The organism is Nocardioides sp. zg-1230, assembly GCF_013155335.1.
In the GTDB taxonomy this organism is placed as follows: Bacteria; Actinomycetota; Actinomycetes; order Propionibacteriales; family Nocardioidaceae; genus Nocardioides.
The window spans coordinates 761,241-776,682 of sequence record NZ_JABJQZ010000004.1 but is presented as its reverse complement, the minus strand read 5'-3'; the positions used below and the strand labels follow the sequence as shown (position 1 = coordinate 776,682).

Here is a 15,442-nt window from a genome sequence, read left to right as displayed (position 1 = left end):
CGGGTGGGACTCAGGGGGGCGGTCGACGGGGCACTCCTCCGCGGGACGCGCGGGATGGCGTGCGAGCCGTCAGCGTGCACTTCTCATCCGGACTGTGACCGTCGGTCCAGGAGTTCCACCTGGTCAACCGGCCACTGGCTGTGGTCGGGTCGCGGACTTCTGAGCGAAGCGAGGAAGCCTTCGGATCAGTCACCGCCGGTGCGGAGTTCCACCGCCCCCAGAGCACGCAAGCTCTTCGTGGGGGCAACTCTGCCACAACGCGAGGCATTCCCTCGCCGGGGTCCAGCCGCGGGGCTCAGACCTGGTCGAGGAACCGGTCGAAGACCCGCGCCCCGAACTCGAGCGCGTCGACCGGCACCCGCTCGTCGACACCGTGGAAGAGCGCGGTGAAGTCGAGGTCGGCGGGCAGGCGCAGCGGCGCGAAGCCGTAGGAGCGCATCCCGAGCTTGCGGAAGTGCTTGGCGTCGGTGCCGCCGCTCATCGTGTAGGGCGCGACCAGCGCGTCGGGGTCCTCGGCCATCAGGCTGCGGGTCATCGCGTCGACCAGGTCGCCGTCGTACGGCGTCTCCCACGGCTGCTGGTGGGACTCGAAGTCGAGCTCGATGCCGTCGCCGGCGAGCTCGCGCAGGGTCGCGAAGAACTCGTCCTCGTAGCCGGGCAGGAAGCGTCCGTCGACCGTGGCCTGCGCGTCGGTGGGGATCACGTTGGTCTTGTAGCCGGCGCGGAGCATCGTCGGGTTGGCGGTGTTGCGGATCACTGCCCCGAGCATGCGGGCGGCGTCGCCGAACTCCTCGACCAGCGCCTCGGCGTTGTCCGGCGTGGCCTCCGTGCCGGCGAGCTCGCCGACGGTTGCGAGCAGGACCTCCATGGTCGGTGTGAGCCGCACCGGCCACTGGTGGGCACCGATGCGGGCCACCGCGCCGGCGAGCCGGGTGACGGCGTTGTCGTCGTTGATCATCGAGCCGTGGCCGGCCCGCCCGCGAGCGGTGAGGCGCATCCACGCCATGCCCTTCTCGGCTGCCTCGATGAGGTAGACCCGGCGTCCGCGCACGGTGGCGGAGAAGCCGCCCACCTCGCCGACGGCCTCGGTGCAGTCGGCGAACCAGTCGGCGTGCTGGTCGACGAGGATCCCGGCACCGTGGTGGCCGCCCGCCTCCTCGTCGGCGGTGAAGCACAGCACGACCTCGCGGCCCGGAGCCGCGTCGGCGGCCGCGCGGGCGCGTACGACGCTGAGCAGCATCGCGTCGAAGTCCTTCATGTCGACCGCACCCCGGCCCCAGACCTGACCGTCCTTGATCTCACCGGCGAACGGGTCGACCTGCCAGTCCGACGCCTCGGCGGGTACGACGTCGAGGTGGCCGTGGAGCAGCAGCGGGGCCCGGCCGTCGCCGCCACCCCAGCGCGCCACCACGTTGGCCCGCCCGGGGCGGCCCTCGATGATCTCGGCGTCGATCCCGACCTCGTCGAGCAGCGAGGCGACGTGCTCGGCCGCCTTCCGCTCCCCCGGTCCGTCGTCGGTCCCGTAGTTCGAGGTGTCGATCCCGATGAGGTCCTGGCACAGCTGCACGACCTCCGCGGCGGGGTCGTAGGAGCGGTCGTCCGAGCGGTCCCGGGAGCTGTCCTGCGGCGCCTGTTCCATGCCGCCCATCCTGCCCCACGAGCGAGCACCTGCCCCGATTCGTCGGCGACGAACTGCCTTGCTACTCTTCTCCAGCACTCGTCCGGGTGGCGGAATTGGCAGACGCGCTAGCTTGAGGTGCTAGTGCCCGTATTAGGGCGTGGGGGTTCAAGTCCCCCCTCGGACACAGGACGCACCGCTGAGCGGTGCACAGGGGAAAGAGCCCCCGGCCCCAAGCGGGCCGGGGGCTCTTCTGTCATCCCAGGAGGGCCGCGCGAGCCACGTGACGGCCGGGTGAGCGCTGAAGCTCGTCGCCGATGGCGCCGGCCAGGCGAGAGGCGGGGCCGTCGCGGACCGCGCGCACCGCGGTCGCCACGTCCTGGGACGTCGCTGCGTTGGGGTCGAGCGCCACCCCCAGCCCCGCGGCCTCGATCGCCGCCGCCCCGGCGAACTGGTCGGTGGAGAACGGGAACACCACCATCGGTACGCCGGCGGTGAGCGCCTCGGTCACGCTGTTGTTGCCGCCATGGGTGATGAGCAACCCAGCCCGGTCCAGCAGGGCGACCTGGGGCAGGTAGGGACGCGCCAGCCAGTCGGGCGGGACGTCGGGCAGGCCTGTGGCCGAACCGCTCGCGACCGCGACCCGGAGGCCGAGGGGGCGCAACGCGTCCAGCACCGTGGCCAGCACGTCCCCGCGCGCCGACAGGAAGCTGCCGAAGCTGACGTAGACGACCGGCTCGTCGTCCGCCGCGAGCCAGTCCCGGACCTCGTCGTCAGCGGGCTCGGCCCGCACGGCGGAGCCGAGGAACGCGTGCGGTGGGAGCAGCGCGGTGCGTGAGGGGTCGTGCAGCGCTGCGGGGTAGTTCAGCATCAGCAGGTCGCCGTGCTCGGCGAACGCGTCCGCGGACGGCGTGGCACCGGGCGCCAGCACCCGGAGGGCGGCGTTCCACTCCTCGGTGAAGGAGTCGCGGACGTCGCGGCACAACCGGTGCAGGGCGGCGAGGTCGGGCTCCGAGGCGGTGAACGCGTCCGGCCAGACGGGCGGGTAGCCGTACACCTCGTCACCGACCGGCAGCGCGGTCGGATGGCCGAGGACGACGTCGGCGTGGGGCACACCCGCCACGGACAGCGCGAGGCGCGCGCTGAAGGCCAGGTGGTCGACGATGACCTGGTCGGGCTCGACCCGGTCGACGACGTCGAGGACGGCCCGGGCGCGGCCGACCGGGTCCCACAGCAGGTCGTTGCGGCGGGCCTCTGCCTGGTAGCGCAGCGTGGCCACCATCCCCTGCCGGGTGGCCTCGAAGAAGCCGCGGAGGGCGGCGTCCTCGCCGGGTGGTTGCTGCTCGGCCCGGATGACACCGGGGTTGGACCCGCGGCCCAGCACCAGGTCGGCACGGTCGAAGCCGAACCCGGCCACGATGCCGGCCGTCGCGGGGCCGGTGGCCACCACGACCGGCTCGCCGGCATCGCGCCAGGCCGTCGCGAGGGTCGCCAGCGGCAGCAGGTGCGACGCGTAGTCCGGACTGATCACCAGCAGCGTCATGCGCGCAACCGTGTCACGAGTGGCCCGCCGTCCGGTCCGCGCCGGCATAGATCGCGCTCAACCGGTCGGCCATGGCCTGCACGGTGAAGTCGGCCCGGACCCGCTCCACCGCCCGGTCCACCCGCTCCCCCTGATCGGGCGCGGTCGCGAGGTCGAACGCGGCGCGGATCCCCCGGGCGACCTCGGAGGGTCGGCGGGTGTCGACCAGCACGCCGGTGATCCCCTCGTCGACGTAGGTGGCCGGTCCGCCGGCTGCCGGTCCGACCACCACCAGCCCGGAGGCGAGGGCTTCCAGCAGCGCCAGGCCGAACTCCTCCTTGAGACTGCTGCACATGTACACGCCGGCCGGGCCGACGGTGCCCTCCCGACCGGCCCGCGCGGCCGCCAGCCACACCGCCACCACGTGGTTGGGGCGATGGCCGGGCATCAACAGACCCCCGGCGGCCGCGGGGAACCGTGCCAGCACCTGGTCGACGAGGTCGAGCTGCTCGCGCTCGTCCGGGGAGGGATCGGCCAGGTCGCCGCCGACGATGAGCAGGTTGCACCGCTCGACCAGCTCGGCGTCGCCGGCCCACGCCTCGACCAGGGTCGCCATGCCCTTCACCCGGTGCAGGCGCCCCACACTCATCACCAGCGGCAGCCCCCTGCGGTGCTCGGGCAGTGCGGCCACGAGCTCGTCGAGCTCCGCCACGGCGGAGGCGGGCACCCCGGGTCGCCGCAGCTCGGTGGCGGCCTGGGCGCTGACCCTCAGGTCCACTCCCTCCGGCACCACGGTGAACCGACCGGGCTGCGCGGCCACGTCGAGGCCGAGCAGCTCGCGCATGTCGTGCTCGAGCTCGGGGCGGGGGAAGAGCACGACGTGCGACGCGTCCTCGGCCAGTCGCTGCACCAGGCGCGCCCGGAACCAGTAGTGCTCGCGTTCGTCCTCGACGCCGAAGTTGCCGCGGTGCAGGCCACCGGTCATGTCGAGGGCGTGGATGGCGGCGTGCGGGTCGGGCGCAAGGGTGAACACCACCGGGATCCCGAGGTCGCGGGCCACCTCGGCGGCGGCGAGGCTGCCCACCTCCGCCATCCGCAGGTGGAGCACGTCAGCGCCGTACGTCCGCAGCACGCGCCGGATCCCGCGCCCGGCGGCCACCCGGGACGGCCAGGCCTGCGCGGCCGAGGCCGCCTCGGCGAGCAGGGGCACGGGGGTCAGGAGGTGCCCGTCGCCCGGGGCCAGCGCCTCGAGGGCGGCGCCGGCGGTGCCGCGGGACAGGGTGAGCACCCGGCCGACACCGGGCTCGGCCGCCAGCGCGTCACCCAGGCGGACCAGCAGCGTGGCGACGCCGCCGTTGTCACCGGCGCCGGCCCGGCTGAGGTCGCGGTCGATGTCGGCGTGCAGGAACAGCTGGGCCACGGTCAGGCCGGGCCCCGCTGCGCCGGGCTCGGGAGGGTCGATGCCCAGGTCGATCGCAGCGAGCCGGGCGACGGTCCCCAGTTCGCCGCCGGCCGTGCTGAGGTGACGAACCGTCGCCCTCGCCGCGGTGTCGCCCGGACGGTCGCCGAGGGAGGCGACCGCAGTCAGCTGCACCATCGGGTGCTCGCCGCGGTCGACTGCGAGGCCGAGCAGGGTGCGCCCGGCGACGGGACCCGGCACCAGGCCGAGGGTCTCGACCAGCCGGCCACGGACCGCCGGATCGGCCGCCGCGGCGAGTGCGTCGTCGATGCCGAGCGCGACCTCCTCCGGCGCGGAGGCCGCCCACCGGGCGAGGGTGCGTTGGGCGAGCATGCCGGCGAACCCGCCACCTACGACGACCTCGACGAGCCTGCCGATCGCGTCGAGGCTCGGCAGCCGGGACTCGAGCGCCCAGCTCGCGTGCTCCCGCAGGAACGCCCGGGGGTGCGACAGCAGGTCGGACAGGACGGCGTCCGCCCCGTCGTCGAACACCTTGGCGAGTCCGTGCACCGCCGCAACGGCGGTGAGCTCGTCGTCCTCGTCGATCACCGAGGCGAGCAGCCGCACGGGTTCCGGCCCGCTCTCGGCGCCCGCGGCGGCCGCGAGGCGGTCGCCGCTTCGCAGCACGTCCACCACGAGCGGTGCCTGCCTGACCTCGTCCAGCGTGTGCCGAAGGGAGAGCGCCATGGTGCGTGTTCGGCGCGGGGGGCGGATCGGATGGCGACGCGCGCCTATGGCCGGGCACGCCTCCGCCGGAGGGTGCCCGGCAGGGTCAGCACCATCGCCACGGCGATGCCGACGAACATGCCGATCGAGTTGGCAGCGACGTCACGGGGGTCGGACACCCGCCCAGGGATCTCGCGCTGCACACGCTCGATCATCGAGGTCAGCACGATCCCGGCCGCCAGCGCGACGAACCACAGCCGGGTGCCGACGAGGAGCAGCAGGAACACCCCGAGCGGCACGAAGAGCCCGATGTTGGCCAGGAACTCGATGCGCTCGACGCTGAGCCGGCTGGTCAGCGGGTCGAGGTCGGGGTAGCGCTCGAGGCGCGCGAGGACGCGGCCGGCGAGGCCGGCGTAGTCGGGCTGCTCCTCCGCCGGGGTCAGCGTCACCAGACCGACGAAGCCGAGGTACAGCAGGGTCAGCAGGCTGAGGAACGGATGTCGGTGCAGCACCACGCCATCATCCGGGTCCGACCTGAGCTCACGTCTGCGGTGCCACCTCGTCGGCAACGAGCTCCCAGTCCTCGACGGCGGGCACGGCCGCGTCGACGGGCACCACCATCACCGGGCACAGCGACGACCTGAGGACCGCCCGCGCGAGGGAGCCCAGGTGCTCGGGGATCCAGCCGCGGGCACCGCGGCGGCCGATGACGACGAGGGAGGCGTTGCGCGAGTCGTCGACCAGCACGTCGGCCGGCCACTGGTGCCGCACCTCGACGTCGACAGGGACGGTCGGCCACGCGTCGCGGTGGTCGGCGACAGCAGCGGCGAGCAGCCTCTTCTGCTTCTCCCGCCACTCCGAGTCCACCCGACGGGTGATGATCTCGTCGTAGGCGGCGTCGAGGCGCCAGGCGTGGACGACCCGGAGCGGCGCGCCGGTGCGGTCCGCCCAGGTGAACGCCGCCTCGAGCACCTGCCGCGGCACGCCTGCCTCGTGGACCCCGACCACCACCTCGGCCGGTCCCCTCGGGGCCGGCTCCCACCCGGCCGGGACGGACACCAGCGGACAGTGGCACCGCGCCGCGGCACCGTTGGCCGTGGACCCGACGAAGAGTCGCTCCAGCGCCGTCGACGTCCTGTGCTGCACGACGACGAGCCGGGCGTCGCGGCTGAGCTCGACCAGCACCTGTGACGGGATGCCGGTGACCGCCACGGTCTCGTGCGCGACGGGTCCCCCGACGAGCTCCTCCAGCTCCTCGGCCACCTCGGCGACGATCCGCGCCGCCACGCTGATGGCCTCGTCGGGCGTGATCACGAGCCCGGGCACGGTCGGCAGCGACACCCGACCCACGTGCACCAGCACGACGCGAGCTCCCTCGCGGCGGGCGTGCTCGGCGGCGAAGCGGAGTGCCGACGTCTCGCGTCCACGTCCCGTGACGCCGACGACGACTGCCCCTGTGGCCCTGGTGTCCATGGTGTCCCTCCTCGTGTCCTGCCACCTCCACCGTGCTCCTCAGCGGTGTCGCGGGGCAGGGTCAGAGGTCCCTCCGGCCGGGCGCACGAGTCCCCTCCTGGTGAGCGCGGCTGCTCCAGCCGGGACCTCTGAGGAGGACGGCGGCCAGCACGGCGCCCACCCAGCCGAGCGCCAGGTCGCCGAGCGTGTCGGCGTACGCCGTCGGCGCCTCGCCCGAGCGCGTCACGAACGCGTAGAACTCCCACAGTTCCCACACCGGCGACAGGGTCATCCCAGCCGCCACGGAGAGCTGCACGCGCTGGCGGAACGGCGCGGCGTCCGCGCCGGCCAGGACGAGCACACCCGCGCTGAGCGCGGCCGTTGACGCGAGGTGCATGGCGTCGTCGAACCACACCACCCGGTCGTAGAGGTCGAGCCGGTTGCCCAGCAGGTCGGAGAAGGCCGGCACGGTGACCAGGAGGTCAGCGAGCCAGGGGTAGGGACGGGCACGCCCGACGGCCAGGTGCAGGGCCGGCACCACCAGCGCCAGCAGCGGGTAGGTCAGGGCCCGCGTGCCGGGTGCCTTGCCCTCGAGGTTGCCCCAACCGGGATCGACCGCGATCCGCGCGACCGCCAGGAACAGCAGCGTCTTCGCGAGCACGTCCGCCGCGACGACCCACCCCGGGGCGGAATGCGCGGCTGATCCCGCGACCCCGGTCCGACCGACGGTCGCGGAGGTGGTGGGTCGCACGGCGGTCATCTCAGTCCACCAGCACCCGCTCGCAGTAGGACGGCACCACGGCAGTCCAGCCCAGCTCCTCCGAGACGCGTCGGGCGAGCGCGGCCGCGGACCGCGGCTCGCCGTGGACGACGTACACGGTGCGCGGGGGGACCGACGCCCGGCTGAGCCACGCGATCGTCTCGTGCGCGTCGGCGTGGACCGAGAAGTCGGTGACCGAGACGACCTCCGCCCGCACCGGCACGTAGTGTCCGTGGATCTTCACCTGGCGGGCGCCCTCGGCGAGCTGGCGCCCACGGGTGCCCTCGGCTTGGTAGCCGGTGAGCACGACGCAGTTGCGGCGATCGGGCAGCTGGTGGGCCAGGTGGTGCACGACACGACCCCCGGTCGCCATCCCGGATGCGGAGATGATGATGCTGGGGGTGCGTGGCCGGTTGAGCCGCATGGACCCCTCCACGTCGTGGACGGCGTGCACCTCCGGACCGTCGAGGTCGGCGAGGAGCTCACGCGCCTCGGCACGGAGGTCCGGGCCGCCTCGCGAGGCGGCGCGCCGGTAGCAGTCCAGGGCGGCGAGGGCCATCGGGCTGTCGACGAAGACGGGCACGTCGGGGATGTCGCCGCGCTCCATCAGCCGGCGCAGCTCGAGGAGGACGAGCTCGGTGCGGTCGACGGCGAAGGCCGGCACCAGCACGCTCCCACCCCGCGCGACGGTGCGTCGCACCGCCTCGGCGAGCACCGACGGGTCCGGGGGCGGGTGCTGCCGGTCGCCGTACGTCGACTCGACCACGAGCGTGTCCGCCTCGGGTGGGTCGGCCGGAGGACGCAGGAGGGGGTGGTGCGGACGACCGAGGTCGCCGCTGAAGGCCACCCGGTGCTCCCCCACCCGCAACGCCGCCGTGGCCGAGCCGAGGATGTGCCCGGCCGAGCGGAGCGTGAGGCTCACGTCGGGTCCCAGCGCGAGGAGGTGCTCGAGGTCCACCGGCTCGATGAGCTGCAGGGCCTGCTCCACGTCGTGGTCGTCGTACAGCGGGAGCGCGGGGTGGTGCTTGGAGAAGCCGGCCGCGTTGGCGTAGCGGGCGTCCTCCTGCTGCAGGTGCGCGCTGTCGCGCAGCACGATCGCCGCCAGCTCGGCGGTCCCCACGGTGCACGTCACGCGACCCCGGAAGCCGTCCTTGACCAGCCGCGGCAGGTAGCCGGTGTGGTCGAGGTGGGCGTGCGTGAGCACCACGTGGTCGATGGTCGCTGGGTCGACCGGGAAGGACTCCCAGTTGCGCCGGCGGTGGGTCGCGAGGCCCTGGTAGAGGCCGGCGTCGACGAGCACCCGCACGCCGCCGGTGTCGATCAGGAACCTGCTGCCGGTGACGGTGTCGACCGCGCCCAGGAAGGTGAGGGCGGCGGTCGAGGCGGGGTCGCGCACTGTCCTCATGACTCGACGCTAGGAGCCTCCGGGCCGGGTCGGCAGAGCCCGACGGCCCGGGGGTGCGGGACCAACGGCACTGACGGCCGGCGCCGCGTGCGAGCACGCTCGGAGCAGGACCCAGACCTGCAAGGAGCCGGCCATGACCAGCACCCGCCTCGTCCCCGTGGAGACGCTGCACCGGATCGTGGAGGTCGCGTCGCGCGCCCCCAGCGTGCACAACACCCAGCCGTGGCGGTGGCACGGCGGCTCGCACACCCTCGAGCTGTACGCCGACCGGTCGCGCCAGCTGCGCGAGACCGATCCCGACGGCCGCAACCTCACCCTGAGCTGCGGTGTGGCCCTGCACCACGCGCAGGTGGCGGCCGGGGCACTGGGATGGGAGACCCGGGTCGCCCGTCACCCCGACCCCGACCAGCCCGACCTCCTGGCCTTCCTCGACCTCACCCCCGGGACCCTGCCCGCGACGGCGGAGGAGACGCTCACGGCCCTCGACCAGCGCTGCACCGACCGGCGACGCTTCACCGCCTGGCCGGTGCCCGAGGAGCGGCAGGCCCACCTCGCCCGGCTGGCGAACCACTGGGGCGCCCGGGCCGTCGCGCTGACCGACGAGTCCGAGCGCTTCATCGCCGAGCGGCTCGTCCGGAGGGCGCAGCAGCTGCAGTGGGCGGACCCGGCAGCGCGAGCGGAGCAGGCGGCCTGGCAGCACCGCGGGACCGGCGACGGCCTGCCGGTGGGCTCCCTCCCCGGTCCGGGCGACCTCGCGGCTACGCACCCCCACCGCTTCCAGGGCGTGTGGGAGGAGCGCGCGGAGCCTGACCTGGAGGCGTCCGACGGGCTCCTCGTCTTCTTCGACACCTACGACGACGCGCCGTCCTGGCTGCGCGCGGGCGAGGGACTCGGCGCCATGTGGCTCGCGGCCACGACGGCAGGTCTGGCCCTCGTGCCGCTCAGCCAGGTGATCGAGGTGCCCGAGACACGCACCGCCTTCCAGGCGGAGGTGCTCGGCAGCCTGGCCCACCCGCTCCTGCTGGTCCGGGTCGGCTGGCGATCGACCGCTCGGCCCCTGCCGGCCCGCACGCCGCGCCGGCCCGTGTCGGAGGTGCTCGAGCTGGACTGACCCCCGTCGGGGAGGCTGGTCCCCATGTCACGCGTGCACCTGTCCCGGTTGCCGGGCGAGCGCGCCCTGGTGTCCGAGGGCGGCGGGACGCACGAGGTGGCCCTCGCCGACCTGCCCGCCTTCGTGGCCGAGCGCGAGAAGGACGGTCCCCGGTGGGTCTGGGACGACACCGCGCGCTGGAGCCCTCCGCTCCTCGCGGCCGGCGTGCGGGTGGCCCGGTGCCACGACCTCCGCCTGTCCCGGCGACTGCTCGCGCGGGCTCCCGCCGTCGACCCCGCGCTGCTGGCCGGCGTGGACGCGGAGCTCTGGGAACGGCTGCGTCCGGCGACCGTCACGGAGCCCGTCCTGTTCGACGGGCACGATGCGGCCGACCACCTGCGAGCCGACGTCGAGGACGAGCGACAGCTGGCGGCGATCGACGCCTCCCCCGACGCGGCACGGCTCCGGCTCCTCGTCGCGGCAGAGTCGGCAGGAGCCCTCGCCGCCGCCGAGATGACGCACGCGGGCGTGCCGTGGAGCGTGGACCTCCACGAGGCGCTGCTGGCCGAGCGCCTGGGCCCGCGCCCGCCCCGCGGCGCACGACCCCGGCTGCTGGCGGAGTGCGCCGACGACGTACGTCGCCTGCTGGGCGCTCCGAACCTCAACCCCGACTCCCATCCCGAGCTGCTCGCCGCGCTGCGCCGAGCCGGCATCGAGGTCGTCGACACGCGGGCCTTGACGCTGCGCACCGTCGACCACCCGGTCGTCGAGCCGCTGCTGCGCTACAAGTCGCTGGCGCACCTGTTCTCGACCAACGGCTGGGCCTGGATCGACGAGTGGGTGCGTGACGGCCGCTTCCGGCCGGTCTACCAGCCCGCCGGGTCGGCGACGGGCCGGTGGGCCTCGAACGGTGGCGGCGCCCTGTCGTTCCCGGTGCAGGTGCGGTCGGCGGCCGTGGCCGACGAGGGCTGGGTGCTCGTCGTCGCCGACGTCGCCCAGCTCGAGCCGCGGGTGCTCGCCGGGATGAGCGGCGACCGGGCCCTCGCCCGCGCGGCGCGCGGCGCCGACCTCTACCAGGGGATGGTGGAGGCCGGGGCCGTCGCGACCCGGCAGCACGCCAAGCTCGGCCTCCTCGGGGCGATGTACGGCGCCACGAGCGGCGAGAGCGGACGCATGGTCGCCGAGCTGACCCGGCGCTACCCGCAGGCGTTCGGACTCGTCGAGGAGGCGGCCCGCGCGGGCGAACGTGGCCAGGTGGTCCGGACGCTGCTCGGACGGGGCAGCCCGAGCCTCGCGGGGTCGTGGGACGAGTCGCCCGAGGCGCCACCGACGGACCTCGCCGTCCTCGACCGGCGGCGCCGGTCCTTCGGCCGGTTCACCCGCAACTTCGTGGTGCAGGGCACCGGCGCGGAGTGGGCGCTGTGCTGGATCGCCGACCTCCGCAACCGGCTGTGGCGGCTGGGCGGCGACGGTGCCCCGGAGTCACGTCCCCACCTGGTCCTCTTCCTCCACGACGAGGTGGTCGTGCACGCCCCCGCCGGGCTCGCCGACGCGGTCGCCGTCGAGGTGACAGAGGCAGCAGCCACCGCCGGCCGGCTGCTGTTCCGCGAGCACCCGGTCGACTTCCCCCTCAGCGTCTCGGTCGTGCGCTCCTACGCCGACGCCGGCAAGCCGGGGACCTAGGTCCCCGCCCACGGCGACCTTCGCCCCTGACCGCAGTCGGCACCGAGGTGGAGCCTTGAGGTGTGCCGGTGACCACCACGCTGCAGCCCCGCACGAGCCCCGACGCCGTGCCGCGGGAGCGCACGCGTGCCTCGGTCGTACGCCGCTTCGTCGGGGGCTTCTACCTCGTGATGGGCGGCATCAACGCCGGCGTCGTGGTCGCCGACCCGGAGACCTACCGGACCTTCGCCGACGAGTCGTTCTGGTCGTTCGTCACCGACGCCTGGCAGTCCGTCGTGATGGCCCACCCTGTCGCCTGGATCCTCGCGCTGGCCGCCGGTGAGGTCGTGCTCGGGCTCCTGCTGCTCCGTGGCGGTGCCGCGGCGAAGGTCGGCTGGATCGGCGTGATCGCCTTCCACGTCCTGCTGATGTCGTTCGGCTTCGGGTTCTGGCTGTGGTGCGTCCCCGCGCTGCTGCTGCTCGTGCCGGCGGCCCGCGCGGACTGGCCCGCGCTGAGCGACGGGTCGACCCGGACCTCCGTCCCAGCCGCGCCCGCGGTCCCCGCCGTCCGGGCGGCGACTCCCCCGCCCGCAGCCGTTGCGGCCCCACCGACCAGCACCCTGACGCCCTGGTCGACGTGGGTGCTCGCGGCCGCAGTGGTCGGCGCCTCGCTCTACGGCCTCCTCGCCGAGACGCCGTACCGCTCGTTGCCCGAGGCGACCGTCGTGTCGGCGCAGGCCCAGGACGCCTGCAGCATCGTGGTGGCCGCGATCCTGGTCCTCCTCGTCCGCCGCAGCGTCACCTCCACCGCCTCCTACCTCGCCCGGCTGGGGCTGCTCGGCTACCTGCTCTACAGCTACCTGATCTACGTCACCGGCGTCCCGATGAACCGCGTCTTCCTCGTGTACGTCGTGATCGTGAGCCTGTCCGGTGCGGGTCTGCTCGGCGGGCTGCACCGCCTCGTCGACCGGCCGCCCGCCTCGACCGCCTCGCCCCGGCTGACCCGCACCACCGGATGGGTGCTCGTCGTCACCGCCGTCCTGTTCGCCGGGCTGTGGCTCTCGGTGCTGCTGCCGTACGCACTGGGCGGCCCCAGCCCCGAGCCCGAGGGCGTCGGCGGCACGCCGTTCCCCGTCTTCGTCCTCGACCTCGCGGCGGTCCTGCCCGCGATCGCCGCCGTGGGCGTCCTCCTCCTGCGCGGGCGGGCCGTGGCACCTCCACTGGCGGCGGTGGCCCTCCTCAAGATCCTCACGCTCTTCACCGCGCTGTGGGCCGGTCCCGTCCTGGCCCTCGTCACCAACGCCGACGTCGACCTGGGGCCGGATGCGGTGCCCAGCCTGCTGCTGCTCGCGGCGAGCGCGTGGCTCGTCGCGCGGTGGCTCCGGTCTTTCGAACCCGTTCCCAGCCATGTCCCCGACCTCCCTGATGGTGAGAGGAGCACGTCATGACCGCTCTGGTCGTCCACGAGTCCCACTGGGGCAACACCCGTCAGGTCGCCCAGGCGATCGCCGACGGCCTCGCCGACAGCGACGGCGGACCGGTGCAGGTCGTCGACGTGGCGGCCGCGCCCTCCCCGCTGCCCGCGGGGGTCGACCTCGTCGTGCTCGGCGGCCCGACCCATGCCTTCTCGATGAGCCGGCCCACGACCCGGCGCGACGCGCACGACCACGGCGCGGAGCCCGGGCACGAGGGCCGCGGCATCCGCGAGTGGCTGGCCACCCTGCCCACCGGCGACACCTCCTGCGCCGTCGCCACCTTCGACACCCGTGCCGAGCAGGTGCGCCGGCTGCCCGGCTCAGCGGCCCGCGCGGCCGGCCGCTTCGTCTCCCGCCACCGCCTCGGCCGGATGGTGGCCACGGAGTCCTTCTACGTCGAGGACTCCCCCGGCCCGCTCGTCGACGGGGAGCTGGAGCGGGCGCGAGCCTGGGGCAGGGCCCTGGCCTCGCTGGCGTAGCGGCCGCCGGGGAGCCGAGCCGCTGTGTGCATCGTCTCAGTTTGAGCGGGGGCGCATACTCCCGGTTTGCGCACCCGTGTCGTTCTTTGGTCTGGTCGGCGGATGGCCACCGGAATCGAGCATCCCCGAGACCTGCCCACACCCGACCTCGTCGACGACCCCCACCCCGCGCTGGACGCGGCGATCGAGCCCACCACGCCTCGCGAGACGGGACTGGACAAGGTGGTCTTCGGCGTCACGGCGGTCGTCAGCCTCGCCTTCCTGCTCTGGGGCTTCCTCAACACCGACAGCCTCGCCACTGCCTCGGGCACCGGCCTCGGCTGGACGATGAAGAACACCGGCTGGCTCTTCGTGCTCACCTCGAGCGCCTTCGTCGTGTTCGTCATCTGGCTGGCCCTCGGCAAGTTCGGCAACATCCCCCTGGGGCGCGACGACGAGGACCCGGAGTTCCGGACCATCTCGTGGGTCGCGATGATGTTCAGCGCCGGCATGGGCATCGGTCTCATGTTCTACGGCGTCAGCGAGCCCATCACGCACTTCGTCACGCCCCCGCCCGGCACCGGTGACGCCGGCAACGCCGCAGCGGCCGAGCACGCGATGGCGACCACGATGTTCCACTGGACCCTGCACCCGTGGGCGATCTACGCCGTCGTCGGTCTCGCCGTCGCGTACGGCGTCTACCGCAAGGGCCGCCTCCAGCTCATCAGCTCGGCCTTCGAGCCGCTCATCGGCCACCACGCCCACGGGATCGGCGGCAAGGCGATCGACATGTTCGCGATCTTCGCGACCCTCTTCGGCTCCGCCACCTCGCTCGGCCTCGGCGCCCTCCAGATCGAGTCCGGCCTCGAGATCGTCGCCGGTCTGGGCGACACCGGCAACGGCGTCCTCGTCGGCATCATCGCCGTCCTCACCGCGGCCTTCGTGCTCTCCGCAGTCTCCGGTGTGGCCAAGGGCATCCAGTGGCTGTCCAACATCAACATGGTCCTCGCCGTGGGGCTCGCCCTGTTCGTGTTCATCGTCGGCCCCACGGTCTTCATCCTCAACCTCGTGCCCACCTCGATCGGCAGCTACGTCGCCGACCTGCCGATGATGGCCGCGCGCACCGCCGCCGAGGGCGACGAGGTCAGCACCTGGCTCTCAACGTGGACGGTCTTCTACTGGGCGTGGTGGCTGTCGTGGACGCCGTTCGTCGGCATGTTCATCGCCCGCATCTCCCGCGGCCGCACGATCCGCCAGTTCGTGACCGGCGTGCTCCTCGTCCCGAGCCTCATCAGCGTCGTGTGGTTCTGCATCTTCGGCGGCGCGGCCATCGACCTGCAGGAGAAGGGCACCGACATCGCCGGTGCGGGCGGGCTGGAGAACCAGCTCTTCAGCACCCTCGAGGCCTACCCCCTCGCCACCGTGTCGAGCATCGTCGTGATGGTGCTGGTCGGCATCTTCTTCGTCTCCGGCGCCGACGCCGCGTCCATCGTGATGGGCTCGCTCTCCGAGCGCGGCACGATCCACCCGAGCCGCCCGACCGTCATCTTCTGGGGCGTGGCCACCGGTGCCGTCGCCGCGGTGATGCTGCTCGTCGGCGGCGCGGACGCCCTCAGCGGGCTGCAGACCATCACGGTCATCGCGGCCCTGCCCTTCGTGCTCATCATGATCGGCCTGGCGGTGGCGCTGGTGAAGGACCTCGCCCAGGACCCGATGGTCGTGCGGCGCAAGTACGCCCTCGAGGCCGTCGAGGCCGCGGTCATCACCGGCGTCACCGAGCACGGCGACGACTTCGTCCTCTCCGTGGAGAAGGGTGAGGTCACCGACACCGCGAGCGACACCGCCGACGACACCGCGACGGCCGGGCGGGCCTGA

Annotated in this window: 12 protein-coding genes, 1 tRNA gene and 1 riboswitch; of the genes, 6 read left to right on the top strand and 7 right to left on the bottom strand. The window is 73.7% G+C overall.

Annotated features, from left to right (window positions below; all coding sequences use genetic code 11):
* Positions 1 to 70: 70 nt before the first annotated feature.
* Positions 71 to 230: riboswitch (FMN riboswitch) on the bottom strand.
* A gap of 65 nt (positions 231 to 295) precedes the next feature.
* Positions 296 to 1,639 carry a M20/M25/M40 family metallo-hydrolase gene (locus HOO61_RS15695; protein ID WP_172259959.1) on the bottom strand — a complete coding sequence of 448 codons (1,344 nt, stop codon included), beginning with the start codon at positions 1,637 to 1,639 and terminating at the stop codon, positions 296 to 298.
* Positions 1,640 to 1,719: 80 nt separating this feature from the next.
* Here HOO61_RS15695 and HOO61_RS15690 point away from each other — a divergent pair.
* Positions 1,720 to 1,805 (top strand) — tRNA-Leu (locus HOO61_RS15690).
* Between the two features lie 69 nt (positions 1,806 to 1,874).
* Here HOO61_RS15690 and HOO61_RS15685 read toward each other — a convergent pair.
* The 6 genes from HOO61_RS15685 to HOO61_RS15660 all read right to left on the bottom strand — a co-directional run bounded on the left by HOO61_RS15685 (position 1,875) and on the right by HOO61_RS15660 (position 8,882).
* Entirely contained in the window at positions 1,875 to 3,161 is a 1,287-nt protein-coding gene (locus tag HOO61_RS15685) for a glycosyltransferase (RefSeq protein ID WP_172259957.1), read from the bottom strand.
* 13 nt (positions 3,162 to 3,174) lie between these two features.
* Entirely contained in the window at positions 3,175 to 5,286 is a 2,112-nt protein-coding gene (locus HOO61_RS15680; protein WP_172259955.1) for a glycosyltransferase, read from the bottom strand.
* A 44-nt stretch (positions 5,287 to 5,330) separates the two neighbouring features.
* A complete protein-coding gene (locus HOO61_RS15675; RefSeq protein ID WP_172259953.1) occupies positions 5,331 to 5,777 on the bottom strand; it encodes a VanZ family protein in 447 nt (148 codons plus the stop codon).
* A 28-nt stretch (positions 5,778 to 5,805) separates the two neighbouring features.
* The gene (locus HOO61_RS15670) at positions 5,806 to 6,738 is read right to left on the bottom strand and encodes a universal stress protein (protein ID WP_172259951.1); all 933 of its coding nucleotides are present in this window, start codon (positions 6,736 to 6,738) and stop codon (positions 5,806 to 5,808) included.
* Between the two features lie 61 nt (positions 6,739 to 6,799).
* Entirely contained in the window at positions 6,800 to 7,468 is a 669-nt protein-coding gene (locus HOO61_RS15665; protein ID WP_172259949.1) for a hypothetical protein, read from the bottom strand.
* Positions 7,469 to 7,478: 10 nt separating this feature from the next.
* Positions 7,479 to 8,882, bottom strand: coding sequence for an MBL fold metallo-hydrolase RNA specificity domain-containing protein (locus HOO61_RS15660; protein ID WP_172259947.1), 1,404 nt, complete (start codon positions 8,880 to 8,882; stop codon positions 7,479 to 7,481).
* 133 nt (positions 8,883 to 9,015) lie between these two features.
* Here HOO61_RS15660 and HOO61_RS15655 point away from each other — a divergent pair, with 133 nt between their 5' ends.
* The 5 genes from HOO61_RS15655 to HOO61_RS15635 all read left to right on the top strand — a co-directional run bounded on the left by HOO61_RS15655 (position 9,016) and on the right by HOO61_RS15635 (position 15,442).
* On the top strand, positions 9,016 to 9,993 hold the full coding sequence (locus HOO61_RS15655; protein WP_172259945.1) for a nitroreductase family protein: 978 nt from the start codon (positions 9,016 to 9,018) through the stop codon (positions 9,991 to 9,993).
* A gap of 24 nt (positions 9,994 to 10,017) precedes the next feature.
* Positions 10,018 to 11,655 carry a bifunctional 3'-5' exonuclease/DNA polymerase gene (locus HOO61_RS15650; RefSeq protein ID WP_172259943.1) on the top strand — a complete coding sequence of 546 codons (1,638 nt, stop codon included), beginning with the start codon at positions 10,018 to 10,020 and terminating at the stop codon, positions 11,653 to 11,655.
* A gap of 68 nt (positions 11,656 to 11,723) precedes the next feature.
* Positions 11,724 to 13,082: a hypothetical protein gene (locus HOO61_RS23730; protein WP_216658925.1), complete on the top strand. Its 1,359-nt coding sequence runs from the start codon at positions 11,724 to 11,726 to the stop codon at positions 13,080 to 13,082.
* A complete protein-coding gene (locus HOO61_RS15640; protein WP_172259941.1) occupies positions 13,079 to 13,588 on the top strand; it encodes a flavodoxin domain-containing protein in 510 nt (169 codons plus the stop codon). The genes HOO61_RS23730 and HOO61_RS15640 overlap by 4 nt, the downstream gene beginning before the upstream one ends.
* A 102-nt stretch (positions 13,589 to 13,690) precedes the next feature.
* A complete protein-coding gene (locus tag HOO61_RS15635) occupies positions 13,691 to 15,442 on the top strand; it encodes a BCCT family transporter (protein WP_172259939.1) in 1,752 nt (583 codons plus the stop codon).

Coding starts and splice junctions, on each gene's coding strand:
- HOO61_RS15695 (WP_172259959.1), bottom strand. CDS start 1,639: ATGGAACAGGCGCCGCAGGACAGCTCCCGGGACCGCTCGGACGACCGC.
- HOO61_RS15685 (WP_172259957.1), bottom strand. CDS start 3,161: ATGACGCTGCTGGTGATCAGTCCGGACTACGCGTCGCACCTGCTGCCG.
- HOO61_RS15680 (WP_172259955.1), bottom strand. CDS start 5,286: ATGGCGCTCTCCCTTCGGCACACGCTGGACGAGGTCAGGCAGGCACCG.
- HOO61_RS15670 (WP_172259951.1), bottom strand. CDS start 6,738: ATGGACACCAGGGCCACAGGGGCAGTCGTCGTCGGCGTCACGGGACGT.
- HOO61_RS15660 (WP_172259947.1), bottom strand. CDS start 8,882: ATGAGGACAGTGCGCGACCCCGCCTCGACCGCCGCCCTCACCTTCCTG.
- HOO61_RS15655 (WP_172259945.1), top strand. CDS start 9,016: ATGACCAGCACCCGCCTCGTCCCCGTGGAGACGCTGCACCGGATCGTG.
- HOO61_RS15650 (WP_172259943.1), top strand. CDS start 10,018: ATGTCACGCGTGCACCTGTCCCGGTTGCCGGGCGAGCGCGCCCTGGTG.
- HOO61_RS15640 (WP_172259941.1), top strand. CDS start 13,079: ATGACCGCTCTGGTCGTCCACGAGTCCCACTGGGGCAACACCCGTCAG.
- HOO61_RS15635 (WP_172259939.1), top strand. CDS start 13,691: ATGGCCACCGGAATCGAGCATCCCCGAGACCTGCCCACACCCGACCTC.